The sequence below is a fragment of the Gordonia asplenii genome (assembly GCF_012933505.1).
GTDB lineage: Bacteria > Actinomycetota > Actinomycetes > Mycobacteriales > Mycobacteriaceae > Gordonia > Gordonia asplenii.
This window is the reverse complement of the sequence record NZ_JABBNB010000008.1, coordinates 125,863-151,983: the sequence shown is the minus strand read 5'-3', so window position 1 is coordinate 151,983 and position 26,121 is coordinate 125,863. Positions and strand designations below refer to the sequence as shown.

At 66.7% G+C, this 26,121-nt stretch carries 23 protein-coding genes and 1 riboswitch; of the genes, 12 read left to right on the top strand and 11 right to left on the bottom strand.

From position 1 onward, the window contains the following. Positions 1-95 precede the first annotated feature (95 nt). Together HH308_RS10005 and HH308_RS10000 are read left to right on the top strand one after the other, a co-directional pair. Positions 96-1,991 carry an MFS transporter gene (locus HH308_RS10005; RefSeq protein WP_170194048.1) on the top strand — a complete coding sequence of 632 codons (1,896 nt, stop codon included), beginning with the start codon at positions 96-98 and terminating at the stop codon, positions 1,989-1,991. Further along, positions 1,992-2,516 (top strand): DUF2771 family protein, encoded by a 525-nt coding sequence (locus tag HH308_RS10000; protein WP_170194047.1) that lies wholly within the window; start codon positions 1,992-1,994, stop codon positions 2,514-2,516. Positions 2,517-2,552: 36 nt separating this feature from the next. On the opposite strand, the gene HH308_RS09995 is transcribed toward HH308_RS10000, so the two are convergent. Beyond that, entirely contained in the window at positions 2,553-2,972 is a 420-nt protein-coding gene (locus HH308_RS09995) for a cold-shock protein (RefSeq protein ID WP_170194119.1), read from the bottom strand. Positions 2,973-3,183: 211 nt separating this feature from the next. Here HH308_RS09995 and HH308_RS09990 point away from each other — a divergent pair, with 211 nt between their 5' ends. The 3 genes from HH308_RS09990 (at position 3,184) to HH308_RS09980 (ending at position 5,038) form a co-directional block, all read left to right on the top strand. Beyond that, positions 3,184-3,408 carry a hypothetical protein gene (locus HH308_RS09990; protein ID WP_170194046.1) on the top strand — a complete coding sequence of 75 codons (225 nt, stop codon included), beginning with the start codon at positions 3,184-3,186 and terminating at the stop codon, positions 3,406-3,408. An 8-nt stretch (positions 3,409-3,416) separates the two neighbouring features. Beyond that, complete coding sequence (locus HH308_RS09985) at positions 3,417-3,950, top strand: flavin reductase family protein (protein WP_170194045.1); 534 nt, start codon at positions 3,417-3,419, stop codon at positions 3,948-3,950. A 237-nt stretch (positions 3,951-4,187) separates the two neighbouring features. Further along, positions 4,188-4,400: riboswitch (cyclic di-AMP (ydaO/yuaA leader) on the top strand. Between the two features lie 5 nt (positions 4,401-4,405). Then, a complete protein-coding gene (locus tag HH308_RS09980) occupies positions 4,406-5,038 on the top strand; it encodes a transglycosylase family protein (protein ID WP_170194044.1) in 633 nt (210 codons plus the stop codon). A gap of 95 nt (positions 5,039-5,133) precedes the next feature. On the opposite strand, the gene HH308_RS09975 is transcribed toward HH308_RS09980, so the two are convergent. Then, positions 5,134-5,334: a hypothetical protein gene (locus HH308_RS09975; protein ID WP_170194043.1), complete on the bottom strand. Its 201-nt coding sequence runs from the start codon at positions 5,332-5,334 to the stop codon at positions 5,134-5,136. 74 nt (positions 5,335-5,408) lie between these two features. Between HH308_RS09975 and HH308_RS09970 the strand changes: the two genes are divergently transcribed. Both HH308_RS09970 and HH308_RS09965 read left to right on the top strand, forming a co-directional pair. Beyond that, positions 5,409-7,703, top strand: a complete 2,295-nt coding sequence (locus tag HH308_RS09970) for a helicase-associated domain-containing protein (RefSeq protein WP_170194042.1) — start codon at positions 5,409-5,411, stop codon at positions 7,701-7,703. 1,225 nt (positions 7,704-8,928) lie between these two features. Beyond that, a complete protein-coding gene (locus HH308_RS09965; protein ID WP_376767205.1) occupies positions 8,929-10,590 on the top strand; it encodes a DNA repair helicase XPB in 1,662 nt (553 codons plus the stop codon). Between the two features lie 706 nt (positions 10,591-11,296). Here the strand turns inward: HH308_RS09965 and HH308_RS09960 are convergent. The 3 genes from HH308_RS09960 to HH308_RS09950 all read right to left on the bottom strand — a co-directional run bounded on the left by HH308_RS09960 (position 11,297) and on the right by HH308_RS09950 (position 15,387). Next, a complete protein-coding gene (locus HH308_RS09960) occupies positions 11,297-12,994 on the bottom strand; it encodes a serine/threonine-protein kinase (RefSeq protein ID WP_170194040.1) in 1,698 nt (565 codons plus the stop codon). Positions 12,995-13,041: 47 nt separating this feature from the next. Further along, complete coding sequence (locus tag HH308_RS09955; RefSeq protein WP_170194039.1) at positions 13,042-14,829, bottom strand: serine/threonine-protein kinase; 1,788 nt, start codon at positions 14,827-14,829, stop codon at positions 13,042-13,044. A gap of 63 nt (positions 14,830-14,892) precedes the next feature. Beyond that, positions 14,893-15,387, bottom strand: coding sequence for a hypothetical protein (locus HH308_RS09950; RefSeq protein ID WP_170194038.1), 495 nt, complete (start codon positions 15,385-15,387; stop codon positions 14,893-14,895). Positions 15,388-15,556: 169 nt separating this feature from the next. Between HH308_RS09950 and HH308_RS09945 the strand changes: the two genes are divergently transcribed. Next, entirely contained in the window at positions 15,557-16,708 is a 1,152-nt protein-coding gene (locus tag HH308_RS09945; protein ID WP_170194037.1) for a pyridoxal phosphate-dependent aminotransferase, read from the top strand. Between the two features lie 7 nt (positions 16,709-16,715). On the opposite strand, the gene HH308_RS09940 is transcribed toward HH308_RS09945, so the two are convergent. Next, a complete protein-coding gene (locus HH308_RS09940) occupies positions 16,716-17,699 on the bottom strand; it encodes an LLM class F420-dependent oxidoreductase (protein WP_170194036.1) in 984 nt (327 codons plus the stop codon). A gap of 31 nt (positions 17,700-17,730) precedes the next feature. Here HH308_RS09940 and HH308_RS09935 point away from each other — a divergent pair, with 31 nt between their 5' ends. Then, positions 17,731-18,921, top strand: a complete 1,191-nt coding sequence (locus tag HH308_RS09935; protein ID WP_170194035.1) for a hypothetical protein — start codon at positions 17,731-17,733, stop codon at positions 18,919-18,921. A gap of 10 nt (positions 18,922-18,931) precedes the next feature. Here HH308_RS09935 and HH308_RS09930 read toward each other — a convergent pair whose 3' ends face one another. Both HH308_RS09930 and HH308_RS09925 read right to left on the bottom strand, forming a co-directional pair. Further along, entirely contained in the window at positions 18,932-19,645 is a 714-nt protein-coding gene (locus HH308_RS09930; RefSeq protein ID WP_170194118.1) for a cation efflux transmembrane domain-containing protein, read from the bottom strand. Further along, entirely contained in the window at positions 19,645-19,980 is a 336-nt protein-coding gene (locus tag HH308_RS09925) for an ArsR/SmtB family transcription factor (RefSeq protein WP_170194034.1), read from the bottom strand. Before HH308_RS09925 ends, HH308_RS09930 begins: the two co-directional genes overlap by 1 nt. A 122-nt stretch (positions 19,981-20,102) precedes the next feature. Here HH308_RS09925 and HH308_RS09920 point away from each other — a divergent pair, with 122 nt between their 5' ends. Next, a complete protein-coding gene (locus tag HH308_RS09920) occupies positions 20,103-20,732 on the top strand; it encodes an alpha-ketoglutarate-dependent dioxygenase AlkB (RefSeq protein WP_170194033.1) in 630 nt (209 codons plus the stop codon). A gap of 92 nt (positions 20,733-20,824) precedes the next feature. Then, positions 20,825-21,322, top strand: a complete 498-nt coding sequence (locus HH308_RS09915; RefSeq protein WP_170194032.1) for a hypothetical protein — start codon at positions 20,825-20,827, stop codon at positions 21,320-21,322. A 25-nt stretch (positions 21,323-21,347) separates the two neighbouring features. On the opposite strand, the gene HH308_RS09910 is transcribed toward HH308_RS09915, so the two are convergent. Beyond that, positions 21,348-22,244, bottom strand: coding sequence for a LysR substrate-binding domain-containing protein (locus HH308_RS09910; RefSeq protein WP_170194031.1), 897 nt, complete (start codon positions 22,242-22,244; stop codon positions 21,348-21,350). A gap of 65 nt (positions 22,245-22,309) precedes the next feature. Here HH308_RS09910 and HH308_RS09905 point away from each other — a divergent pair, with 65 nt between their 5' ends. Beyond that, positions 22,310-23,719 carry a malate:quinone oxidoreductase gene (locus HH308_RS09905; protein ID WP_170194030.1) on the top strand — a complete coding sequence of 470 codons (1,410 nt, stop codon included), beginning with the start codon at positions 22,310-22,312 and terminating at the stop codon, positions 23,717-23,719. A gap of 6 nt (positions 23,720-23,725) precedes the next feature. Here the strand turns inward: HH308_RS09905 and HH308_RS09900 are convergent, their stop codons facing one another. Both HH308_RS09900 and HH308_RS09895 read right to left on the bottom strand, forming a co-directional pair. Beyond that, a complete protein-coding gene (locus HH308_RS09900; protein WP_170194029.1) occupies positions 23,726-24,592 on the bottom strand; it encodes an oxidoreductase in 867 nt (288 codons plus the stop codon). A 397-nt stretch (positions 24,593-24,989) separates the two neighbouring features. Continuing rightward, a complete protein-coding gene (locus HH308_RS09895) occupies positions 24,990-26,120 on the bottom strand; it encodes an acyl-CoA dehydrogenase family protein (RefSeq protein WP_170194028.1) in 1,131 nt (376 codons plus the stop codon). Position 26,121: the final 1 nt, after the last annotated feature.

Sequence of the window (26,121 nt, the reverse complement as noted above, 5' to 3'; positions counted from 1 at the left end):
TATCGGCCCGCGAAAGGCACATCGCACCCGATTTCCGGGTTCGGCGGCCGTCGGCTGGCGGGGCGACTCCGGGTTGTCAGTCCGATAGGGAACAATTGATCCTTGTGAACGCACGCAACGGGCGAGAGGAGCCCACTCAGCATCCGGGGACGGCGAACTACCCGCCCGACGCCCCGACGCGTGCCACCCGCGGACGTCGCCGCACCCCCGATCAGGATGCGGCAAGCCGCCGCCCGACCGACCGAAGCGCCTATCGCACACCACGTACACACAATCCGCACCTGCCGCCGCTCGACGATTCGTCCACCGATCAGATCCACTCGACGCGGGCGATGCCCAGTACGGCCGAACACCCCGCAGCGCCGAGCCCCAAGAAGAAGGTCACCGTCACCCGCGTCGCCGCCGCTCGCGGTCGGGAACTGACCAACCGCGGCATCGGCAAGATCCACCAGGCCGTCACGGCGGACGGCGCCGACCGATCCGGGCTCGCCGCGCTCACCCTGCCGGTGATCGCCAACGCCGCCGTCGACGCCGCGATGACCGTCGCGCTGGCCAATACGCTGTTCTTCGCCGCGGCGACCGGCGAGTCCAAGACCAGCGTCGGGCTGTATCTGCTGCTGACGATCGCGCCGTTCGCGCTCATCGCGCCGTTGATCGGGCCGTTGCTGGACAAACTGCAGCACGGTCGTCGGATCGCGATGGCCGCGACGTTCGGCGTCCGCGTGGTGCTGGCGCTGCTGATCATCTCCAACTACACCTGGGACGCGGCGGGCGGTCAGGTCTCCTACGACCCGTGGGTGCTCTATCCGTGCGCGCTGGGTCTGCTGGTCCTGTCCAAATCGTTCGGAGTGCTGAAGTCGGCGGTCACCCCGCGCGTCCTGCCGCCCAGCATCGACCTGGTTCGGGTCAACTCCCGGCTGACCACTTTCGGCCTGGTAGGCGGCACGCTGATCGGCGGCGCCGTCGCCGGACTCTTCGAATTGCTACTCGCCAAGGCCCTGCCCATTCACCTGCCGGGCGCGCTGCTCTGGCTCGCCGTGGTGGCCTGCGCGGGCGCCTACCTGTGCATGCGGATCCCCAAGTGGGTGGAGAGCACCGCGGGCGAGATCCCGACGACGATCACCTATCACGGCGAGCCCGCCGCGCCGACTCCGCGCGACGACGAATCCGCTTCCGGCACCGGCCGGGCCCGTACCGCAGCCAACACGCTCGCGCAGAAGATGCGTCAGCCGTTGGGCCGCAAGGTGGTCGCGGGACTCTGGGGCAACGGCACCATTCGCATCCTCACCGGATTCCTGACCCTGTTCATCGCCTTCTACGCCAAGTCGAACCAGACCGGGGCGTCGAGCTGGCAGCAGCTGTTGATGCTGGGTGCGGTGGGCGGCGCGGCCGGCGTCGGAAACCTCATCGGCAACGGCATCGGAACGCGTCTGCAACTGAAGAATCCGCCTGCCATCGTCGTATGGGCGACGGCGTCGTGCTTCGTGGTCAGTGCCCTGGCCGCCGTCTTCGGCAGCGTCGTCGTCGCCGCCGTGGCCGCACTGGTGGCGTCGGGAACCAGTGCCATCGGCAAGGTCTGTCTGGATTCGTCGATCCAGACCGACCTGCCCGAAGAGTCGCGCGCATCGGCGTTCGGACGGTCGGAGACCGTTCTCCAGCTGTCCTGGGTGCTCGGCGCCTCGCTCGGGGTACTGCTGCCGCCCAATCTGCGGATCGGATTCGGCGTGGTCGCGGCACTGCTCGCGATCGGGTTGCTGCAGACCATCCTGACGACTCGCGGCGGCACCATCATCCCCGGATTCGGCGGCAACCGCCCCGACATCGCACAGCCCTCGGGCGCCATCCCTGTTCCGCCGGACATGCAGCGTACGCGTGCACAGAGAGGCGCGCCCCCACCGTCGAGACGCCCGACGTCGACCTACGGCAGCCCGACGTCGGCGCCGACGCGCGCCCACCAGCCCCCAGACCAACCGCCGCATCGAGGACGCTAAGTGAATTTCACCGCAGCCGAACGCAAAACACTCGCCATCATCGGAGTGCTCATCCTTCTGTTCGGAGCGATCGTCGGCGGTGCCGCAGCCGTCGCGGCCCACGCGACCGACTCCGACGACGATCACCTGCCATATGTGCAGGTCGCCGTCGGGGACAAGCTGACGCGGGTGTATCCCCTGCAGTGGTGCGACCCACTGATGCGCGAGTGTCAGCGGGAGCCGCGCAGCGTCGGCTACGCGCCGGTCAGCGTCGGACAGACCGCGCTGATCTCGGTATCCAAGGAGATCGCGCAAGCACCGTGGGCGCTGCTCGCGCAGTACTACACGCCGCGCGGCGCCGAACTGGCCGAGCACGTCTACTTGAGCAACTCGCAGTACACCGTCGCGCTGGCGTCCACCCGGGAACGCACCCTGGTCAACATCGAGATCCATGCCGCGTCAGCGGTGGAGACTCCGCAGGGTATTCCGTCTCGCGGAGTGCTGGCCGCCGACACCACGCCCAAGAAGGAGGCCGCCGAGCGGTAGTCCGCTCGACGGCCCTCGTCGGGTCGGTTCGACGTGTCAGGCGTCGAGCTCGCGAGCGACGGCCCGCACGACCTCGGAGATCCGCTGCGCGGTCTTGCGGTCGGGGTAGCGGCCCTGGCGCAGGTCGGGCTGCACTTTGCTTTCCAGCAGCGTGATGAGGTCGGCGACCATGCCGTGCAGTTCGTCGGGCGAGTGCCGCTTGGCCGCGGCTTCCTTGCGCGCCGCCTCACGTCCGTTCTTCACGACGCTCGGCGCGGATTCGAGAACCTTGACGGAGAGCGCCTGCGGGCCGCGGCGCCCCGCGGCCATGCCGAACTCGACGCGCTGGCCGGGCTTGAGCCCGGCGACGCCGTCGGGCAACGCCGAGGAGCGGACATAGACGTCCTCGCCGTCCTGCTGCGACAAGAAGCCGAAGCCCTTGTCCGTGTCGTACCACTTCACCTTGCCGGTAGGCACTGTGCTCACCCTTAATCTGTGCTTGATCATTCCCGCAGCGCATTGGTCTGCGAGACCTTCACGACAAACGCGCCTTGGCCCATGGCGATGAGCGCAGGCGCGTTTGTTGTCGAACCAGTCTATCCAATATCGGGCGGCGAGGTCACGCCGGTTTCGGCGTCGGACATCTCACACGCCAATGACGGTCTCCGGGTGCATTAACGTTGATTTCATGCGTTCACCGGGGTCCAACCGACTGCTGCAGTTCTCCGTCGTGCTCTTCGCGATCGGGCTGATAGCACTGATCGCGCTGTTCGTGACGCCGATCGTCGACGACGGCCAGACCGCACCGACACTCGTCTACGTCCTGACCATGTGCGCACCGCTGGGATTTGTGATCGCGGTGATCTCAACTGTCGTCTCCGGGCGCACGCCGAAATCGACCGATAGGAAATGACGCCAGGAATGACCGAGAATTCCACGCACCTGTCCCTCGCCCCGACTACCGATGGAAGCAGCCTGCGCCAGGCGTACAGCGCATTCCCCTCCGGCGTGGTCGCGGTGTGTCGCCGTCTCGACGGGGAACCGGTCGGCATGGCGGCGAGCGCGTTCAGCACGGTGTCCCTCGATCCGCCGCTGGTCTCGCTATGCGTGCAGAACACCTCGACCACCTGGCCTCGGCTGCGCGGTACGGGTTCGATCGGGGTGAGTGTGTTCTCCAGCGAACAGGCGGTGCTGTGTCGCCAGCTCGCCGGCCCCGCGGACAAGCGCTTCGACGGCATCACGCCGCTGCACGCCGGCGACGAGGCGATCTTCATTCCCGGCGCCGCGGCGTCGTTGTCGTGCAGCCTCTACAACGAGATCCCCGCGGGCGACCACACCATCGTGCTGTTGCGGATCGACGCGCTGCACGCCGACCCCGGCGTCGAACCGCTCGTATTCCACGCGAGCACCTTCCGGCTGCTCGAAGCGCGCAACGTCGGCGCAGACGGCGACTGAGCGCTGTGATTTTCCTCACATAACGGATCAATAACGGAACGGATACGAACCGAGTATCGGTGTCGTGAACAGGTACGACGTTCAGCCGACAGCGGAACCTGAGAAACACCCCATAAAACCAGATGTGCGGTAAGGGTGATCCCCGAGCCCGAAACCCGTAGGGTTCATAGCGACCACCAGCCAGGTCGTCGCCCAAACCGAAAATCGAATCAGCTGGCCGCGCCGAGCCTTGTTCCGCCAGCTGGGTCGCACAACTGCAATTCAGGAACAAGGACGGGGGACCCATTCTCCCCTGAGACCCGGGTCTTCGAGTATCGGACGGATAACGCCGCCGATAGGAGAAGATCCTTGGGGTGTAGCTCCACAGACGACTCCGCGTCGCGAGTGGGGCCGGGCAACCTCTCGCTCGAACCCGACAGCTGACTTCGTAGGCGCGTGGAGAGAGGAATACCACCATGTCCGGACGTCACCGCAAAGCGACTTCCACCCCGACCACCAAGACCTTCGCGAAGGTCGCCCTCACCGGCGCCGTCCTCGGCGGCGGCGCGGCCCTGCTCAGTGCGGGCAACGCGAACGCGGCGACCGATTCCGAATGGAACCAGGTCGCCGCCTGCGAGTCGGGCGGCAACTGGGCCATCAACACCGGTAACGGCTACCAGGGCGGACTGCAGTTCAGCCCCGGCACCTGGGCCGCGCACGGCGGCACCCAGTACGCGCCCACCGCCGACCAGGCCACTCGTGACCAGCAGATCGCCATCGCCGAGCGGGTCCTCGCGACCCAGGGCAAGGGCGCCTGGCCGGTATGCGGTGCCGGACTCTCCGGCTCGACGCCGCGCACCGCCCCGACGTCGCTGCCGCGCCTGAGCCCGAATCTCGACAAGATTCTGCCCGACGTCCCGCTGAAGGCCGCGCCGCGCGCCAAGAACACCAAAGAGGTCGCCGCGCAGGTCGACGCCGCGATGAAGAAGACCCCGGTGAACCCGGCTCTCAAGAACCTGTGGGACGCGGCCAAGGCCAGCGGCTACCAGCTCAACCAGGGTCAGCTCGACATGTACAACGCGAACAAGGGCATGCTCCCACTGCCGTGATCGGCTAGCGCGCAGCACGCACGCAACGGGCCCCGGCGAGGTTTTCACCTCGTACCGGGGCCCGTTTGCGTGATGTCGGGTGGAGCGCGTCGGACCTACTTGTTGATGACGGTCTTGGACTGCACGAACGGCAGATCCTCGACCGGAAGCGGGAACTCGGTGCTCCCGAACGGCGACAACGCGCCGCAGACGTTGGCGGCGAATTCCGATACGGCGTGCTCACCGTCGGTGTTCGGCCAGCCGTTGTCGACATACTTGCTCTTGGCAGCGCCTGCTGCGGATTCGTTATCAGCCACGTCGGTTATTGTGCCATGCGTCCGGTCAGTAAGGTTGATCGAATGAGCGCGAAGCGGCCCGCGACGGTGATCCGATGACGTCCAAGGGGCTCGCGGCCGAACTCGCCGGGCGGTCCGACGATGCTCTTGCGGCACTTCTCGCGGCCCGCCCCGACCTCGCCTCGCCCCCGCCGCAGGGCAGCAATGTCCTGGCTCAACGCGCGACGTCGTCGGCGTCGATCACACTGGCGGGCGACGCGCTGGATCTGCTCGCCGTCGCAGTCCTCGACGTCGTCGCGACCGCGGACAAGCCGCCGACTCCCGCCGCGGTGACCAAGCTGCTCGCCGGGCGGGCCGACGCCGCCGACATCGCCGAGCGGATCGCGCTGCTGAGCGAACGAGCACTGTTGTGGACGCGGGCACGACGCCTCGTCGCGCCCGGACACGCACCGTCGGCATTGCCGTGGCGGGGCAAACACATCACCGCACCGACGGCGTCGCGCAGCCCTGACGAATGGCGGGTAGAACTCGGGCGACTGACCGAACAGCAGACCGCGTTGCTGACCACGCTCTCGCAGGGCCCGGCGCTGGGCCGCAGTCGCGACGCCGCCCCCGACGCCGACCCGACACTGCCGGTACCGACCCTGCTCGCGAACGGGATGCTCGCGCGCATCGACGATCAGACGGTCGAGATCGAACCGATCGTCCGGCAGATCCTGCGCGGCGAGCCGCTGATGCGCCTCGACGATCTGCGTCGGCCGTCGCTGAGCAGCGGCGCGGAGTCACGGTTCACCCTTGCCGACGTCGACGCCGCCGCGGGTGGCGAAGCGCTGGAACTGATTCGGCACGCGACGCTGATGCTGCATCTGCTCGGCGAGACCCCGGCCGCCGTGTTGCGCTCGGGCGCGCTCGGGATCCGGGAACTGCGTCGACTCGCCAAGGCGTCCGGACTGTCGCTGACGCGGGTCGGCCTGATCATCGAGTTGCTCGGCTACCTGCGACTCATCGACGCCGGGCTGCCCGATCCCCCAGCCGAGGGCGTCGACGACTTCGCTTGGGCGCCAACACATGCCGCCGACGGTTGGCTGCGCCAGAGCACCGAACGGCAGTGGCAGGCACTGCTGGCGACCTGGATGCGCATGCCGCGCCGGGCCTGGCTGGTCGGCCAGCCCGACCGCGACGGCAACGCCCTGGCGGCATTGTCGACCGAGCTGTACGACGGCCAAGCCCCTGCCCTGCGCACGACGATTCTGACCGCGCTCAGCGAGGCACCCCCCGGCGCGAGCGTATCGATCGACGACCTCACGTCGTACCTGCTGTGGCGCCATCCTCGCCGCCTCCGCCAGTTCACCCGCGCCCTGATCACCGAAAACATCAGGGAAGCAACGGAATTGGGGCTCGTCGCGCACAATGCGCTGAGCAGCGTCGGGCGCGCGGCGATCCTGGCCCCGCCCGCGGAGTCCGATGCGGCGATCTCGTCGGCGATCGACGTGTCCTTGCCCAAGCCCGTCGATCACTTCCTCACCCAGGCCGACCTGACGCTGATCGTGCCGGGCCCGATGACCCACGATCTCGCCGACCAGGTCGAGCTGGTCGCCGACCTCGAGTCAGGTGGTGCGGCGTCGGTGTACCGCGTCACCGAGGCCACCGTTCGGCGCGCGCTCGACGCCGGACGCAGCGGTGCGGAGTTGATCGCGATGTTCACCGCGCACTCGTCGACTCCGGTTCCGCAAGCGCTGACCTATCTGATCGAGGACGTCGCGCGCCGCCACGGCAGCCTGCGCGTCGGCATCGCGTCGGCGTTCGTCCGCTGCGAGGACACCGCGACGATGGCCGAGGTGCTGCGCAGCAATGCCGCCGAGGTGCTCGCACTGCGTGCCCTCGCGCCGACGGTCGCGGTGTCGGGAGCCCAGGTACGCGACGTCATCGACGCGTTGCGGTCAGCCGGCTTCACACCGGCCGGCGAGGATTCGTCGGGTGCGCTCGTCGATCTGCGGCCTCAGGGCAGCCGCATCCGGGATGCCCGCGCGCCGCGTCACACCGATCCGCGACGTCCCGCCCCGACCGCGTCGCAGCTCAAACAGATCGTGTCGAGGATCCGCTCGGCCGACCGTGCCGCGCAGACGCCGCGCACATCGTCGTCGAACGCGTCCCCGGTCCGCGCGAGCGGCAGTGGAGAGTCCGCCGTCGCGCTGATTCAGCTCGCGCTGCGGACCGGCAGGCAGCTGCGGATCGACTACGTCGACGCGCACGGCGGTGCGAGCCGCCACGTCGTGCGGCCCCGCCTGCTCGGCGCTGGGCAGCTCGTCGCCGCCGACGTTGCGACCGACGAGGAGCAGCATTTCTCGTTGCACCGGGTGACCAGCATCGAACTGCTGGACGCGAAGTAGGACGAGGCAGGAAGTAGATGATTGATTCCCGGTGTGAGGTGGCGACCACTCACGTGGGGGTTGAGTCGGTTCGGGCTGCGCTCGGGTGAGTGGGCGCGTCCTCAAGTTTCAGCGGAAGTCGTGGGTGTCGCCTTTAATAGTGTGGATATCTTGCGCGCACCCTGCTTCGCCGCATCCTGGTGGTTGAGCGAGGCGAAGCCGAGTCGAAACCACTGTGGCGTTGCTTGTTTCGCCACTGTCCGGCCGGGTGGGGGTTTCGACTCGCTCCGCTCGCTCAACCTGGTTTCACCGGTCGGGGCCACTCCGTCTGCTGGTTGAGCCGCGAGGAGCGCAAGCGCGCCGTACTGAGCGAGGCGCTAGCCGAGTCGAAGTGACGAGCGTGTCGAAACCCCTGTACCACAATGCATTTGATGATAGCGTACGTGTCGAACTGTGACGGAATCGAACATCGAGGCGTGTGCATCCGCAGGGTGCACACGCCTCACTTGCCGAGTGTCATCGCCGATATTGGCGCGGACCGTCGAAAGTCGTTGTGGCTGAGAGGTTTCGACACGGACTCGGCTAGCGCTACTTCGACTCGGCTAGCGCCTCGCTCAGCACGGCGCTCGTCCAGCTCAACCAGCAGAGGAACGCGCCGGTCATACAACTCTTCAAGTGTGGGTGTGTGGTCGGCTGAGCTGGTTGATCCTGGATCAGAGGAGTCGACGGCTGTGCCGCGGCCTCAGCGGTCTCGGTCTGGGTCGACGCGGATGATCGCTGCGGCAGCCGACGTCGCGAACAGACAGCGTCGACGGACCGCACAAATAGGGCGACAATCCAGTAACACCTGCAATGCTGCGTCCCCAGGTGGCCGATTACACTGTCCCCCGTCACCGACGCCGGGAACATGCACCCCGCCGCTCCTGAGCAGACAGTCTCGGATCACAGCGACTACTCATCCGGCCCGGCACGCCGGAAAAACAGGAAAACTGCTGGTCAGCAAGGGCAAAATGCCCTCGGTGACCCACTATTCGGACGATTTTCTCCCAGCCGACACACCACGCCAACCAACCACCCCCGCCGCTGAACAAGGCAGTTTCCACTCAACGCCGACCGCTCATCAGCCGGCGACGCCCACCACAATCTCAACACCAAAGACTCGCAACAGCGAACGGATCCGGCCGAGGCGACACTCCACGAGGACACCCAGTGGCGTCGCGCGCCCCCGATCTGGACAATGGATCGAGTGACTGATGGACCCCTGATCGTGCAATCGGACAAGACCCTACTGCTGGAAGTCGATCATCCCGACGCCGGCGCCGCCCGAGCCGCGATCGCCCCGTTCGCCGAACTCGAACGCGCACCCGAACACGTACACACCTATCGGGTGACCCCGCTGGCGCTGTGGAACGCGCGGGCCGCTGGGCACGACGCCGAACAGGTGGTCGACGCACTGGTGACCTTCTCGCGCTATGCGGTGCCCCAGCCGCTGCTGATGGACGTCGTCGACACGATGGGCCGCTTCGGCCGGTTGCAACTGGTGAAGCACCCGGCACACGGATTGACGCTGGTGAGCCTCGACCGCGCGGTGCTCGAGGAGATCCTGCGCAACAAGAAGGTCGCCCCGATGCTGGGTGAACGACTCGACGACGACACCGTCGTCGTGCACCCGTCCGAGCGCGGGCGACTCAAGCAGGTGCTGCTCAAGGTCGGGTGGCCGGCCGAAGATCTCGCCGGTTACGTCGACGGCGAGGCGCATCCGATCGCCCTGGAACAGGGAGACTGGCACCTGCGCGACTACCAGGCCTTGGCTGCCGAGTCGTTCTGGGCGGGCGGCTCCGGTGTCGTCGTATTGCCTTGTGGCGCAGGTAAAACCATGGTCGGGGCGGCCGCAATGGCGCAGGCGCAGGCGACGACGCTGATCCTGGTGACGAATACCGTCGCCGGCCGACAGTGGAAGCGTGAGCTGGTCGCGCGCACCACGCTGACCGAGGACGAGATCGGCGAATATTCCGGCGAGCGCAAGGAGATTCGTCCGGTCACCATCGCGACCTATCAGGTGATGACGCGAAAGTCCAAGGGCGAGTACAAGAATCTCGACCTGTTCGATTCCCGTGACTGGGGCCTGATCATCTACGACGAGGTGCACCTGCTGCCCGCACCGGTCTTCCGGATGACCGCCGACCTGCAGTCCCGGCGCCGGCTCGGCCTCACCGCGACGCTCGTCCGGGAGGACGGCCGCGAGGGGGACGTGTTCAGCCTCATCGGCCCCAAACGATACGACGCACCGTGGAAGGACATCGAGGCGCAGGGGTGGATCGCGCCGGCCGAGTGCATCGAGGTACGGGTGACCCTCACCGACGACGAACGCCTGCAATACGCGGTGGCCGAACCGGAGGAGAAGTACAAGCTCTGCTCGACGGCGCACACCAAGGTCAATGTCGTGAAGGCCATTCTCGACCGGCATCGCGACGCCCCGACCCTCGTCATCGGCGCCTACCTCGATCAGCTCGAAGAACTCGGTGAAGCGTTGGGAGCGCCCGTGATTCAGGGTGCGACGAAGAATCGGGAACGCGAGGTACTGTTCGATCGGTTCCGCTCCGGCGAGATCCAGACGCTCGTCGTGTCGAAGGTCGCGAACTTCTCCATCGACCTTCCCGAGGCGTCGGTGGCGGTTCAGGTGTCGGGCACATTCGGTTCGCGGCAGGAGGAGGCACAGCGCCTCGGCCGCCTGCTGCGGCCGAAACGCGATGGCGGACAGGCCCACTTCTACTCGGTGGTGTCCCGTGACACGCTCGACGCCGACTACGCCGCGCACCGGCAGCGATTTCTCGCCGAGCAGGGCTACGCCTATCGGATCACCGACGCCGACGACCTGCTGGGGCCGACGATCGGCGAACAGGCCTAGCAGGGGCAGGCCCATCCGCTGGTTGGGCCTGGCCGAAAGCCTGTATCTCCGCTGGTTGAGCCTAGGTTGAGCCTTGGCTGAGCCTGGATCCACCGGCCGAAGCGCCGCTCTGCTGGTTGAGCCGGACGAGGCGCTAGCCGAGTCCGTGTCGAAACCTCTCAGCCACAACGACTTTCGACGGTCCGCGCCAATATCGCGATGTCACCCGGCAAGTGTCGCGTGCGCACCCTATGGGTGCACACGCCTCGATGTTCGATTCCATCACAGTTCGACAAGTACGCTGCCATCAAATGCATTGTGGTACAGAGGTTTCGACACGCTCGTCGCTAGCGCTCCTCGCGGCTCAACCAGCAGATGGGGCCTACCGTCGGTGAATTCAGGTTGAGCCGGCCGAAAGCCTGTATCTCCGCTGGTTGAGCCGGGCCGAAGCGTTAGCGAAGGCCCGTGTCGAAACCACGGTGACAGAACAGATTTCGCGCGACCGGTCATCTCGCGTTCCAATCGTGGTGATCATCTCCAGTCCTGCGCCCAGCAAGTGTGCATTCGACAGTTCACCTGATGTCGCAGTCCCGGTCAGCCCAGACTCACCGAAATCCATTGTCTCGCCATGGTTTCGACACGCTCGTCACTTCGACTCGGCTAGCGCCTCGCTCAGTACGGCGCGCTAGCGCCTCGCGGTCACCTCAACGAGCGCCTTACCCACCCCTCAGTTCTGCGCCTTCAGACAATAGCCGAGGCTGCTGGGGAGGTCGTAGTTGACGGCGACCTCGGTCGCACTGCACGTCGCGGTTCCGGTGACGCGGGCGGTCACCTGGTAGATCGTCGCGCCGCTCGCGGGTGTCGCGGTACAACCGACCAGCGAATAGTCGACGATGTTGTTCGGATTGATCTGGTAGCAGTTGTCCTGCGTCATATTCGGGACCAGGCACAGTTTGCCCGCGCCGGAGAAGGTGACGTACGAATAGTTGACGGTGGCGCAGCTCGCCGACGCCGCCACCGTGCCGGCCGAGATGAAGGTCAGTTCGGCGCTGCCCGAACACGAGGCAGTGGTCACCGTGATGCTGTCGGCGGACGTTCCGCTTAGCTTGACGCATGCCCCGGCGGGCGCCTGACCGGGACTGGTCACCTGCTGCCCGGCGGGCACCGAATCCGACGTCGACGTGGTCGTCTCCGACGTTGTCGTCTCCGTCGTCTCCGTCGTCTCAGTGGTGTCGGATGTCGTTGCGCTCGTTGTGGTTTCGGTGGTGCTGGAGTCCGCGGTCGTCGTCGACGACTTGTTGCCGAGCGTGAGTACGGCAGCGATCGCCAGACCCGCGATGACGAGAACGGCGATGACCGTGATCGCGACGATCAGTCCCGTCCTGCTCTTGGCCGGCGCGGGCGGCCGCGGCCCCGACATCGCGCCCGGCGGATATGTCGGACCCGGCGGGTAGGTCGTGTTGGGCGGATAGCTGGTCAGCTGCGCGGTGACCGGTATGTACGGCGGCTGCCCAGGACCGGAATACGCCGACTGCTGATTGGTCTGCGGAGGATAGGGCGGCGCCGGTGCCGCCGGACCGGTCGGGTAGCGAGTGGCCGCCGCACCCCACCCGGACAATGCCGCGCCCAACGCGGCGGCGAACTCGCCGCAGGAGCGGAACCGCTGACCGGGGTCCTTGGCGAGTGCCCGCTGGAATACCGGATCGAGCGGAACCAGCGAGCGGTCGATCGATGAGACGGCTGGAATTTCGCCGGACAGATGCGCCATCAACACCCCGCCGACGTTGTTCGACACGTACGGGGTACGACCGGTCAGCAATTCGAATGCGGTGCACGCCAACGAATACTGATCCGACAGCGGCGTCGCCGCGCCGCCCGAGAGTACCTCCGGCGCCGTATAGGCCACCGACCCGATGAACGACGCGGTGGCGGTGAGTTGCGCGCTGTCCGCGGATTTGGCGATACCGAAATCCAACAGAATGGTGCGATCGATCGTCCCGTCCGGCGCTCGTCGCACCACGATGTTGGCCGGCTTGATGTCGCGGTGGACCACACCGCGGGCGTGCGCGTAGTCGAGTGCCCCGGCGACCTGAGTGACGACCGACGCCACCCCGGTGGGCCCGAGGTTCTCGCGGGTGAGATCGCCGCCCTCGACGTAGGACATGGTGAACCACGGTGTCCCCTGCTCCACCCCGTGAGCGAAGATCGTGACGATGGCGGGGTGATCGAGCGCAGCGGCCATCCGGGCCTCGTTGTTGAAGCGGTCGTAGAAGTGCTGATCGGTCGATCCAGTTCGCACAATCTTGAGGGCCTCACGGCGCCCGAGCTGCGGGTTCTCGACGAGGTACACCTCACCCATTCCGCCGGTGCCCAGCTGACGGACGATTCGGTAACCCGCGAACTCCGCACCCGGAATCAGTGTCATAGCAACAGCCTCCATCATGCCCTGTCTCGATCGAGTCTAAGACGACATCAGCTAGTCGGCCGTGCTCGCTGCGGCACCAGACAATACCCGAGCGGGCTCGGCTGGTCGAAGTTCACCGGTGATCCGACGGTGCATTTCGCGGTGCCGTTCACACGTTGGGCCACCCGATAGATAGTCGCTCCCGCAGCGGCCTGGGTGTCGCACCCGACGAGGCCATACTCGACGATGTTGTCTGGATTGATCTGGTAGCACCGGCCCTGCTGCATATTGGGTGCCATGCAGAGTTTGTCCGCGAAACCCGGGAATCTCATGACGATGTAATTGTCGTTGGTGCAGGTACCCGCGGCCGACGCGAGCCCCGCCGATATGAACGACATGTCGTCGCTGCCGTCGCATGACACCGTGACGGCCGTCATCGAGTTGGCGTTGGCGCCGCGCAGCGTCAGACACGTTCCCGCTATCGCACTCGCGGCCTCGGTCAGCGTGCGCCCGGCGACGGTCGTGGGAGTGTACGCGGTGCTGGACTGCTCGACGGTCGTCGACGGCGCCACCGACGACGTCGTCGTCGACGACGACCCGGCGACGGTGCTGGGCGTGTCCGGGCTCATGACGAACACGACCACCGCGGTCACAATCCCGATCACGACGATCGCGGTCACCGCCACGGCGACCATCAGCGTCCGTCGACGTCGCGGCGACGCGGCCGGTACCGGCGCGGTCGGCAGCTGCGTGGTGGGGCGCTGATCGGGCGTCCCGGAGAAGGACTGTGATGTGTTGGGCGGCAACGGATTCCGCGGTGGCGGTCCAGGTTGCAGACGGGCCGTCGGGTTCGGCGCGGGACTCGGCGGTCGACGCTGCTGCTGATTCTGCGGCGGACGCTGCGGCCGCGTCCGTGCGACGTTGATCTGTCGGGTGACCGCATCCGGTCGGCGTACCGCCGCGGTCACCGACTCCCCCGGGCCGGCAGTCGCCGGTGCCGTGGGTGTCGGTGCGGGGGGCGCCGGCGCGGGCGGGGTCGGTCCGTTCACCGCGGCGGCGAACGCGGTGGCGAACTCCACGCAGGTCCGGTAGCGGCGGGCCGGATCCTTCGCCAGGGCGCGGTCGAATACCGGATCGAGGGCCGCGAGCGACGGATCACGGCGCGCAACGCTGGGCACGTTGGCGGAGAGATGGGCCATCAACATTCCCGCGACGTCGACCGCGGCGAACGGTTGACGACCCGCCAAGACCTCGAAGGCACTGCACGCCAACGAATATTGATCCGACAATGCGTCGGCGGTACCGCCCCGGATGACTTCGGGTGCCATGTAGGCCGCCGAGCCGATGAACGACGCCGTGGCCGTCAGCTTGGCGCTGTCGGCGGCTTTGGCGATGCCGAAGTCGAGCAGGATGGCTCGATCGATCACTCCGTCCGCACCGCGGCGCACCACGATGTTGGCGGGCTTGATGTCACGGTGCACCACCGAATGCGAGTGAGCGTAATCGAGGGCGCCCGCTACTTGCCCGAGAACCGTGGAGACCTCGGCGGCACGCAACTTCTCTTCGGTGAGATCACCGCCCGCCACATAGGACATCGTGAACCAGGGAATCCCCTCTTCCACGCCGTAGGCGAAAATCGTCACGATCGCCGGATGATCCAGCGCGGCCACCATCCGCGCTTCGTTGGTGAAACGGGCGACGAAGTTCGGATCGATGGACGCCCCGCGCACGACCTTGAGCGCCTCCTGGCGCTTCAGCAGGCCGTTCTCAACCAGGTACACCTCGCCCATTCCGCCCGAACCCAATTGCCGGACGATTCGATAGCCCGCGAACTGTTCACCTGGATCCATTGTCATCGCCAACGCCTCCGCCGCTCCCCTACCCGCTCACGACACGAACCCGCCCGGCTCGCGGTCGGCTCAGCCCGCCGCCTCCAGGCAGTAGCCGATCGCCTTGGGCTGGGTGTAATCGACGGCCTGTTGACCTGTCGTGCAGCTCGCCGTGCCGTCGGTGCGACTGGCCACCTTGTACACACTGGTACCGGCCTTTCCCGCGGTGCCGCAATCGATTCGACGATAGTCGGCGATGTCGTTCGGATTGATCTGGTAGCAACTGCCCTGCGCCATGTTCAGCGCCATGCACAATTGGGTGTCGGTATCGGGAAATGACAGGGTCGTGTAATCGGCGGTTGCACACTTTCCGGTCTTCGCGATGGTCCCCGCCGAATAGAACGTCAACTCGGTGCCGCCGTCACAGGACACCTTCTTCACCGTCATATTCTTGGCGTCGGTTCCGCTCAGTGACACGCATGTGCCGGGCGCGGCATCATCGGGTTTGGTGACCGAATCGGAACTGCCGACGGAGAAACTACAGCCGCCCGCGAAGAATACGGTGGCTAGTGCGGCAGCACCCACGAGCGCACGAATAGCAATTGAACGAGAAGTCATCATAGGCGAAAGTGTGGCATGCCAATGCTTGCGCGTGCAGGTTTTTACCCGTGCGTCATTCAGCCGATTTATGCTTAGCACTGCTCATCTACCAGCGCGAATCTGCCGCACCACCCGCCATGTGTACGGTGACTCCATGACTGTCAGCCGACTGAAACCGTTCGGAGAGACCATCTTCGCCGAGATGTCGGCGCTGGCGGTCAAACATCAGGCCATCAATCTCGGTCAGGGATTTCCCGACGCCGACGGCCCGTCGAGCATGCTCGACGCCGCCTGCGCCGCGATCAACGGCGGCCGCAACCAGTACCCGCCGGGGCTCGGCGTTCCCGAACTGCGCACCGCCGTCGCCGCGCACCAGGCCCGCCACTACGGCCTTCACTACGATCCCGACACCGAGGTCCTCATCACCGTCGGCGCCACCGAGGCGATCGCGGGAGCGGTGGTCGGGCTCGTCGAGCCCGGATCCGAAGTCGTGTTGATCGAGCCGTATTACGACTCGTACGCCGCCACCGTCGCCATGGCCGGCGCGGTTCGACGCACCGTGCCCATGGTCGCCGACGGCGACGGCTTCCGCCTCGACCGCACCCGCCTCGCCGAGGCCTTCGGCCCGAAAACCACTGCGATCATTGTGAATTCGCCACACAACCCGACCGGCACGGTGCTGGGGACCGACGACCTGCAGGCCATCGCCGATCTCTGCATCGAGCACGATGTGATCGTCATCGCCGACGAGGTGTACGAACATCTGCTGTTCGACGGCCGGACTCACACGTCGATCGCCACGCTCCCCGGCATGCGCGAGCGGACGGTGCGAATCTCCAGTGCCGCAAAGACTTTCAATTGCACCGGCTGGAAGGTCGGCTGGCTGTCCGGACCGCCGGAACTCGTCGTCGGTGCGCGGTCGGCCAAACAGTTCATGTCATTCGTCGGCAGCGGACCCTTCCAGCCCGCCGTCGCGCACGCACTGAACCACGAAATGGACTGGGTCGCCGAGTCGGCTGCATCGTTGCAACGCAAACGCGATCTGATCTCAGGTGCGCTCGCCGAGGCGGGGTTCGTCGTACATCGCAGCGAGGCAACGTATTTCGTGTGCGCGGACCCGCGGCCCCTCGGCTACGACGACGCCGCGACGCTGTGCCGGGAACTGCCCGCGAAGATCGGCGTGGCCGCGGTGCCCATCAGCGCCTTCGTCGACGATCCACAGCCGTGGCGGCATCTGGTCCGGTTCGCGTTCGCGAAGAACGACGAATCGCTGATCGAGGGCGCGCGCCGACTGGCGCGGCTATAGAGTCCCGTCAGCTCAGCGCCGGAATCACCTTCTGTTCCAAGAGATCCAAGGTCTCGGTGTCGCGCCCGGCGTCGGGGACATAGCAGATCGCGTAGTCCATGCCGAGGTCTGCCAGGCCCGTCAGATTCTCGATGACCTGCTCGGGAGTCCCGACACCGGGCATGCCCCGGTAGGCGGCCATCGACGCTTCGGCGGCCTTGGGGTGGACGAACTTCGCGGTCAGTTCTTCGAGGGCGGCGAGCTTCGCCTCGACTTCCGCTTCGGTCGGCGCGATCACGACGTTGTAGTTCGACGAGCGGGTGATGGCGGCGTAGTCGCGGCCCAGTTCGGCGCAATGTTGTTGCAGCACAGCGGATTTGTGCGCGAATCCCGCGGGCGTGCCGTCGAAGTTGGTGTAGTCGGCATACCGTGCGGCGATCCGCAGGGTCTTCTTCTCACCGCCGCCGGCGATCCACAGCGGAATGTCGCCCGCGCTGGGCCGCGGTGCGCAGATGGCGTCGTCGACGGTGTAGTGCTTGCCGGTGAACGTGGCGCGGCCGACGGTCCACGCCTGCCGCATGATCTGCACGCCCTCGTCGAGTCGCACCAGCCGCTCACCCGCCGACGGGAAGCCGTATCCATATGCGCGCCACTCGTGTTCATACCAGCCGGCGCCGATCCCCATCTGCACCCGCCCGCCCGAGATGAGGTCGCAGGTGGCCGCGACCTTGGCGAGGTACATCGGATTGCGGTAGCTGATCGCGGTGCACATCTGACCGAGTTTCACCCGCGAGGTGGTCGCCGCGAAGGCCGACATCAGCGTCCATGCCTCGTGACAGGCTTCGTCGGTGGGCATCGGGACGGTGTGGAAATGGTCGTAGACCCAGATCGAGTCCCACGGCCCCGCGTCGGCGCGCGAAGCGAGGGCCGACATCGTCGTCCACTGGTCGGCGGGGGCGACGCCGGTGAGGTCGAGTCGCCACCCCTGCGGTACGAAGAGTCCAAAGCGCATGGTTTCGACAGTAGCGACTACTGTTCTGACAGTGACCGAATTCCCGTTGTCGCCCATCGAATCCGAAGAATTGGCCGCAGCCGTGTTCGCCCCGTGGCCGGTGTCGAGGTGGGATATCCGCCGGTACGGCGACGAGGAGCGCGCCTTGGCGCAGATCGGTGACGAGCCGCAGTGGGATCGCGCGCTGATCACGTCCGTGCGAGCGAGAAACCAGACGTCGGGCACCGTGACGCTGCGCGTCGGGGCCGATACGCGGGGCCCCAACCGCGGCGTGCCCGCGATCGTCGACGCCGTCATCGACCGCGCCTACGAGTCGTTGAACGTTGCCGACGCGGTGATCGCCCTGGTGGCCGAACGGGCGTCGTCGAGCATTTCGGTGCGCACGTTCACCGGCGCCCAAGCCCTTTTCCACGGGCACTTCGTCGGCCCGGAACACGAAGAGGCACAAGCACTTCTGTTCGGCGAGACGGTCGTTGTGGACGCGGCGTGGCACCCCGTCCACATCGAGCATCGCCACCTGCTGGGCTGCATCGTGCGCGAGTCGTCGACCGGTGAGCGCTTCATCGTCGCCGACGATCGGCCGCGGGTGACGCGAGACCTGTCGGTGGTCGCCGACGGAACCGACGACGCCCCGGTCGCCATGACGATCGACAGACTGGAGATTCGAGAGACCGCGCCGACACGTCACGCCGGCGCCATGCGACAAGACCTCGCCGGCGTGTGGCGTTTGACGCACGGGCGGCATGTGGAGGTCGAGACCGACGAGCAGGCAGACTTCACCGCGTGGCTGGACGGTCGCGACGATCCGGACGCGGCCGTGCGCCGGACGTCCGGGGACGGCCCCACACCGATCACGGCGCGCATCGAGCTCACGATCCGACCGGACGGGTCGTTCTTCGAGGTGTCCGACGGCACGTCGACGAATGCGGTCGACTTCTTCGACGACGAGGGCGTGCTGGTAGAGCTGGGCGTCGCATTCCACGGTTGTCTCACCACCCACGGCGGTCGCGACTACCTCCTCACGCACGACGGACCGGCGTGGGACTCGGTTGCGCGCGGCGACGATCCGGAGATCGTCGAGGAAGTGGTCCGTACCGGCGACCAGCTGACGCGCGTTCAGAACGTCGTGATCGACGGCCTGTACCGGGAGCGGATCACGCTCACATACGAGCGCATCGGCGCAGCCGCACCGTCATCTCGCAGCGCTTTCGCCGGTCACTGATGCGCGGGTATCACCAGCCCCCCTCCGCGCGGCAGCAGTCACATCCGGCGGGCTCACCAACACGCTGGCCGATGCCCGGTGCGCAGCACGTGTCGCCTTTCCATGCGTTGATGCCCTCGCGTACTGCGATCGCCGCGATGACCAGCGCCGCGACCGGATCAGCCCACGACCACCCGAGCAGGCTGTTGAGGACCAACCCGACCAGCAGCACGGCCGACAGGTAGGTGCACAGCAAGGTCTGTTTAGAGTCGGCCACCGCGCTCAACGAGCCGAGCTCACGGCCGGCGCGACGTTCAGCCCATGACAGCAGCGGCATGATCAGCAAACTGACGGCCGCCAATGCGATGCCGATCGAGGAGTGCCGCGCCTCGTCGCCCAGGCCGAACAACGAACGTAGCGAGTCGATACCGACGTAGGCCGCCAGGGCGAAGAACGAGAATGAGATGATCCGCAGAGCGACCTTTTCACGCCGTTGCGGGTCTGAACCAGCGAATTGCCAGGCAACCGCGGCAGCCGAGGACACCTCGATGACGGAATCCAGGCCGAAGCCGATCAGTGCCCCAGAGGACACGCGCGCCCCCTCGCTGATCGCGATGACGGCTTCGATGACGTTGTAGGTGATGGTCGCCGCGACGAACCAGCGGATGCGGCGCTGCAACAACTCCCGACGATCAGCGTCAAGGGCCGATCGACCCATCGACGGTAGGCCAAGCTCGGAGGCCATCAGCAGCATCCCTGCTCGCCGGAGTTCGGACAACATGCCGGGTCGACCGCGAGCACCAACCCGAGTAAGTCGTCCAATGCGTGGGCGATGCGGCCATCGGTCAGCTCGTACCGAGTGCGGCGACCTTCAGGCACCGCAACAACAAGACCACAGCCCCGAAGGCAAGCAAGATGGTTCGACAACACCTGGCGCGACACCCCAATGGCCTCGGCCAACTCCGCGGGATACGCCCCGCCGCCGCGCAGCCGCAACAGCACCTGCGTGCGCGTCGAATCCGACAACGCGTAACCGAACCTCGTCAGCGCATTGCGCTGACTCGCAGCAACCGTTTCCACAGACCGCACGATACATGAATTTCTGTATTCACAGAACGCTGTACAACATGCCTACAACTCGCACGAGACGTGCCGGACCAGCTCATCGAATATCTGTTCGATCCGAGTGCTACGCTGGTGCCATGTCCACCGGGCTTCAAGGTTCCCTCTTCGATCAGCCGGCCGACGCTCCGACGCTGGGCGAGTTGAACCGCGAAGGCACCCGGCGCGAGTTGACCCAGGGCGCCTGGGTGGACCTGCACCCGAATTGGCTGAACGGGTCCGACATCCTCTTCGACCGGTTGCGCACACGCGTGCCATGGCGTTCGGAACGGCGCCAGATGTACGACCGCGTCGTGGACGTTCCGCGACTGGTCAGCGTCTACGACCACACGATGCCGTTACCCGATCCGTCGCTGTACCGGGCGCGTACGCAGCTCAGCGAGCACTACCGACCCGAGCTCCCGCAGGGATTCGCCACCGCGGGCATGTGTTTCTACCGCGACGGCAACGACAGCGTCGCCTGGCACGGCGACAAGATCGGCCACAGCGCCACGCGGGACACGCTGGTGGCGATCCTGTCTGTCGGCACGTCGCGCCCGCTGCTGCTACGGCCCGCTCTCGGCGGCCGGTCCCTGCGACTTACGCTGGGGCCGGGCGACCTGTTGGTGATGGGCGGTTCATGCCAGCGGACCTGGGAACATGCGATCCCGAAGGTCGCAGGCGCCGGCCCGCGGATCAGCATCCAGTTCCGCGAGCTCGGCGTGTGGTGACCAGTCGGCCGCAAGACAGAATCGGAGCAGCGGCGTCGAGCGTGGTTTAATCGTTTCGTTATAAACGCATCCGACGCCGGGGAAGTACACGTATGAAGCTCAAGGTCGCAACCACCGCACTCGCTGCCGCCGCCGCATTCGCGGTGTGCGCCGCTCCGGTGCACGCCGAGGGATCCAGCGATCTGTTCGGCAGTGCGGGAAGTTCCGACTTCGGGTCGTCGTCGAAGGGACCGCAGCACTACGGCAAGCTGGGCCGCGCCGACGCGCCGAACGGCGTCAAGTCGATCAACGTGTGGGTGCTGCCCGGCAAGGGCGTCGTCGCAGCCGAGGAAGGCGTCTATCCACGCAACTCGCAGATCGGCGTCAAGTGGAATTCGACCATTTCGACCGGCGAAGAAATCGACAGCAACGAGTGCAAGATGACCGTCGCGGTGGCCGGACCGAAGGTCAATGCGAAGACCGGCACGGTGCGGACCAACCTGTGCACCTCCAGCAAGCTCTTCAACCTCAAGGCGGCGGGTGAATACACGATCACCGTCACCGACGCCGTGTCCGGGGCGTCGAACGCCATCCGATTCTCGTTGCAGTAAGTACTGACCGCAGCAATCTCCCACGTCACGACGTCGGGCGTCGAAGGTTGCGCATCAAGTAGTCGAACATCGACTCGACGACCGGGGAGAAGATCGACGACGGCCACGCGAGCGCGATCTCGCGCTGCAGGAGCGCTCCGGTGATCGGCACCTCACACACGCCGGGCGTGGCATCGTCGGCGGCCGGTAGCAATGCCACGCCGAGTCCACGTTCGACGAGCTCCCGGATGGTGGCGAACTCGGTGATCTCGACAACGATCTGTGGCTCGAAACCGGCTGTGCCGCACCATTTCTCGGTCAGCTGGCGAAGGTTGTAGTAGGCCGGGTTGGCGATGAATACGTCGTCGGCCAACTCCGCCAGACCGATCTCGGTGCGGCCGGCCAGACGGTGCCGCTGCGGGAGCGCGGCGACGATCGTCTGAGTGCCGATCACCCGGTGCGGCAAGTCGGTCGCGGGCGGGATGGTCACGGCGAGGTCGAGTTCGCCCGAGCGCAGGTCGTCGAGCAGTTCCGCACCGTGCGCCTGTTTGAGTTCCAACCGGACTCTCGGATGCCGGTTGCGGAACCCCGCGAGCAGTTCCGGGACGAGCCCGGCGCCCATCGTCAGCGGAAAACCGAAGCGGACGGTCCCGGTCTCCGGGTCGCCGTCGTCGACCGCCCGATCGAGCGCGCGGTGCAACTCCAGCAGCGGGCGGCGGACGTCGTCGACGAGCGAGCGGGCCTGCGCGGTGAGCCGGACGTTACGCCCGTCGCGGATCAGCAGCGGAATGCCGAGAAGCTGTTCGAGGGTGTGCAGCCGCCTGCTGATCGACGATTGGGAAACCCCCAGCGCCGTCGCGGCCTCGGTCATCGACTCAGCGCACGCGGCGAGCCCTACCAGCGCGTCGAGCTGGGGAGCGATCTCCAGCCGCAATCTATCCACTATCGGATCATATTCCCTCGAAATCACATTGGACGGATAATACGTCCGCGACGACCATCAGAGTCATGAGAAAACACCCGTCGGCCCATGACCTCGGCAGCGCCGATGTCGTCCTCATCGGAGCCGGCATCATGTCGGCGACCCTTGCCTCGCTGATCGGACGACTGCAGCCCGACTGGGACATCGTCATCCTCGAGCGCGCCGACGCAGCGGCGACCGAGAGCAGCGACCCGTGGAACAACGCGGGCACCGGACACTCCGGATTCTGCGAACTCAACTACATGCCGGATCCGTCCGACGGATCGAAGGCGGAGACCATCGCCGCACAGTTCGTCGTGACCCGCCAGTGGTGGACGCACCTGGCAGAGCGCGGACTCATCACCCCGGACGCGTTCCTCCGCTCCGTGCCGCATATGACAGTCGTGTTCGGCGACGACGACCGCGCATACCTGCGGGCGCGGCATCGAACGCTGAGCGCTTCTCCACTGTTCGACGGCCTCGAATTCTCCGACTCGCCCGATCAGATCGCGCGATGGGCACCGCTCGTCGTCGACGGCCGCGAGCCCGATGCGGTCGTCGCAGCGACGCGCCACACATCCGGCACCGACGTCGATTTTGGCTGTCTCACAAGACAACTCATCGATTCGTCGGGGGCGCGAATGCTGACCGGGCATACCGTGACCGGCATCGAGCGGGACGCGGACGGCGTCGTCGTGCGCGGTGCGTGCGCCGATGGGCGATTCACCATTCGCGGTGGACATGTATTCGTCGGTGCGGGCGGACAGGCGTTGCGGCTGCTGCAGCGCGCGAAGGTCGACGAGGTGCGCGGATACGGGGTACTGCCCGTCGGAGCGGCGTTCCTGCGAACGGCGCGGCCCGACGTCGTCGGCGCTCATGAAGCGAAGGTGTACGGGCAGGCGCCGATCGGTGCGCCGCCGATGTCGGTGCCGCATCTCGACCGGCGGACCGTCGACGGCCGCGACTACCTGATGTTCGGGCCGTACGCGACGTTCAGCACGAAACTGTTGAAGAACGGCCGGTTCACCGACTTCTTCGCCACCGTGCGACCGTCGAACCTGTGGACGCTCGTCACCGCGGCGGCGTCGAACCTGGCCCTGGTTCGGTTCCTACTCACCGAGTTGATCGCCTCTCCCGCAAAGAGATTCGCGCAGCTGACGAGATACCTGCCGACGGCACTGCCAACCGACTGGGAGACGATCACGGCCGGCCAGCGGGCACAGCTGGTGACGCCGGGACCCCGGGAAATCGGGGTGCTGCAGCAGGGCACGGAGCTGGTCAGCAGCGCCGATCACCGGATCTCCGGTCTGCTGGGCGCCTCACCCGGTGCGTCGACGGCGGTGCCGATCATGGTCGAGTTGGTGCAGCGGTGCTTCGCCACGGAATGGTCGGGCGGATGGCGCGACGAGTTGACGACGGCGATGCCGGGATTGCCCGCGTCGGGTTGGATCGCGTGAATCCCCTCAGAGCACCTTGACGCCGGTCAGCTCTTCGGACAAGTCCCACAAGGCGTTTCGCGTTCCCTGGTTGTTGGCCTTGCCGTTGTAACCGGAGACGTGCGGCGGACCGACCATGGTCAACTTGGGTCCGTAGAACAGGCCCGTCTGCGCGTCGGGCGACGTCGCCGCATACAGCGTCGGGAGCGCACCGGCGGCGGCCGATTGCACCATCGGCGTCTTGGCTGCGATGGCCATCAACTGATCCATGAACGACTCGGTGTGTCCCTGCAGGCCGGTGTCGGCATAGCCGGGATGCGCGATCATCGACGACACTGTCGAACCGCTGGTCTCCAGCCGCCGCGCCAGTTCCTTGCCGAACATCAGGTTGGCCATCTTCGAGTCGGCGTAGGCGTTCCAACGCAGGTAGCGCCGCTTCTCCCAATTGAGGTCACCGAGGTTCAACCGACCGAACTGATGCATGAACGACGACAGTGTCACGACGCGGTCGGACACTTTCTCCAACAGCAGACCGGTCAGCGCGAAATGGCCCAAATGATTTGTGCCCATCTGCATTTCGAATCCGTCGGCGGTGCGCCGCTCGGGGATCGCCATGAGCCCGGCGTTGTTGATGAGGACGTCGAACTCGCCGACTCGCTCGGCGAACGCCCGCACCGACGCGAGATCGGCGAGGTCGAGCTTCTCGACGTGCGCGCGCTCGCCGAGTTTGGCCGCGAGCGCGTTGGCGGTGTCCTGGTTGCGGCACGCCATCACGACGGTCGCACCCGCCGCGATGAGCGCCCGCGTCGTCTGCTCCCCCAGTCCGCTGTTCGCGCCGGTGACCACGAACTTGCGGCCGCTCTGATCAGGAATGTCTGCCGTCGACCACGCCATCGAACCGTTCTCCCTCACCTCGGGCGCCGCCCGCGACTGCGAGCGGCGTTCGTCAACGACCCTAGTCACCTCGGGGCGCAAGTTGGGAACTTCGTCTCGCCGCCCCTCGCTACACCGAAGCTCGTTCCTCGCTTCGGCACTCGGGGAGCGGGACGGCACTCGGGGAACGGGGATCGCACCGCACCCCGGCAAGCTCGCCCCGGCACTCGGGGAACGGGGATCGCACCGCAGCCCGGCAAGCTCGCCCCGGCACTCGGGGAGCGGGCATCGCACCGCAACCCGGCAAACTCGCCCCGGCACTCGGGGAGCGGGGACCGCACCGCAACCCGGCAAGCTCGCCCCGGCACTCGGGGAGCGGGTTGGCGCCACACCACTGCGAGCAAGCTCGCCTTGTGCGCTACTCGAGCGGGCGCGTCAGCCTGGCGTAGCGGTCGAGATGGAAGTCGGTCGACCCGAACTCGTACTGGACGGCGGTGAGTCGCTTGAAGTAGTGCCCGACGGCGAGTTCCTCGGTCATACCCATCCCGCCGTGCAGTTGCACCGCGTTCTGCCCGACGAAACGTGCCGCACGGCCGAGGGTCACCTTGGCCGCGGACACCGCGCGCGCCCGGTCGGCGGCCGCGGCGTCGAGGTTGAGCACCGCCAAAACGACTGCGGCAGATGACTGTTCGACCTCGATCAGCATGTCGACCATGCGGTGCTGCAAGGCCTGGAAACTGCCGAGCGACTGCCCGAACTGCTGGCGCTGCTTGCAGTAGGCGACCGTGTCGTCCAAGACGCGCCGCATCGCTCCGAGCGCCTCCGCGCAGACGGCGGCCGCTCCGCGGTCGAAGGCCTCGTCGACCAGGTCGGCGACGCCGGAGTCGGTCAGCAACGACGCCGCGGGCAGCCGCAGACCGTCGAAGGTGAGGTCGGCGGCGAGCCGGTCGTCGACGGTGCGGAACGAGTGCACGCCCAGACCCGGCGCCGGTGCGGCTGCGTCGAAGTCGGTGAGGAACAACGCCGGCCCGGCGTCGGTCTGCGCGGTGATCAGCAGGTGGCTAGCCAGCGGTGCGCTGGTGACGACTATCTTGGCGCCGGTCAGTACCCAGTCGTCGCCGTCGCGGACGGCGGTCGTCGCGATTTCGCGCGGGTCGCCGGAATCCAGCTCGACGGCGGCGAGTGCGACGACGGCCCCGCCCGCGGCGATCTTCTCCAACAGCTCCGACGACGGGTCGCCGCCGACGCGTTCGAGGAGACCTGCGGCCACGACGACGGTGTCGACATACGGCTCGACCACCAGTCCGTGTCCGAGCGCCTCGGCGATGACCATGAGTTCGGTTGCGCTGCCACCCATTCCGCCGGCGGCTTCGGGAATGGTTGCGCCGAGAATGCCGAGTTCATCGGCGAAGGCCTGCCAGATGTCGGGCTGCCAGCCGGCTCCCGTCTTGACCGCGGCGCGGCTGACGTCGAGGTCGTAGCGGGTGGCGAGGAATTTGGTGAGTCCGTCACGCAGCAATTGCTGCTCTGCGGTGAGAGTGAAGTCCATG

Bases quoted from the DNA above. Each gene is read 5' to 3' on its own strand.
- HH308_RS09945 (WP_170194037.1), top strand. From the start codon at position 15,557: ATGACTGTCAGCCGACTGAAACCGTTCGGAGAGACCATCTTCGCCGAG.
- HH308_RS09920 (WP_170194033.1), top strand. From the start codon at position 20,103: ATGTCCACCGGGCTTCAAGGTTCCCTCTTCGATCAGCCGGCCGACGCT.
- HH308_RS09990 (WP_170194046.1), top strand. From the start codon at position 3,184: ATGCGTTCACCGGGGTCCAACCGACTGCTGCAGTTCTCCGTCGTGCTC.
- HH308_RS09955 (WP_170194039.1), bottom strand. From the start codon at position 14,829: ATGACAATGGATCCAGGTGAACAGTTCGCGGGCTATCGAATCGTCCGG.
- HH308_RS09985 (WP_170194045.1), top strand. From the start codon at position 3,417: ATGACCGAGAATTCCACGCACCTGTCCCTCGCCCCGACTACCGATGGA.
- HH308_RS09940 (WP_170194036.1), bottom strand. From the start codon at position 17,699: ATGCGCTTTGGACTCTTCGTACCGCAGGGGTGGCGACTCGACCTCACC.
- HH308_RS09930 (WP_170194118.1), bottom strand. From the start codon at position 19,645: ATGGCCTCCGAGCTTGGCCTACCGTCGATGGGTCGATCGGCCCTTGAC.
- HH308_RS09905 (WP_170194030.1), top strand. From the start codon at position 22,310: ATGAGAAAACACCCGTCGGCCCATGACCTCGGCAGCGCCGATGTCGTC.
- HH308_RS09980 (WP_170194044.1), top strand. From the start codon at position 4,406: ATGTCCGGACGTCACCGCAAAGCGACTTCCACCCCGACCACCAAGACC.
- HH308_RS09900 (WP_170194029.1), bottom strand. From the start codon at position 24,592: ATGGCGTGGTCGACGGCAGACATTCCTGATCAGAGCGGCCGCAAGTTC.
- HH308_RS09915 (WP_170194032.1), top strand. From the start codon at position 20,825: ATGAAGCTCAAGGTCGCAACCACCGCACTCGCTGCCGCCGCCGCATTC.
- HH308_RS09960 (WP_170194040.1), bottom strand. From the start codon at position 12,994: ATGACACTGATTCCGGGTGCGGAGTTCGCGGGTTACCGAATCGTCCGT.
- HH308_RS09895 (WP_170194028.1), bottom strand. From the start codon at position 26,120: ATGGACTTCACTCTCACCGCAGAGCAGCAATTGCTGCGTGACGGACTC.
- HH308_RS09970 (WP_170194042.1), top strand. From the start codon at position 5,409: ATGACGTCCAAGGGGCTCGCGGCCGAACTCGCCGGGCGGTCCGACGAT.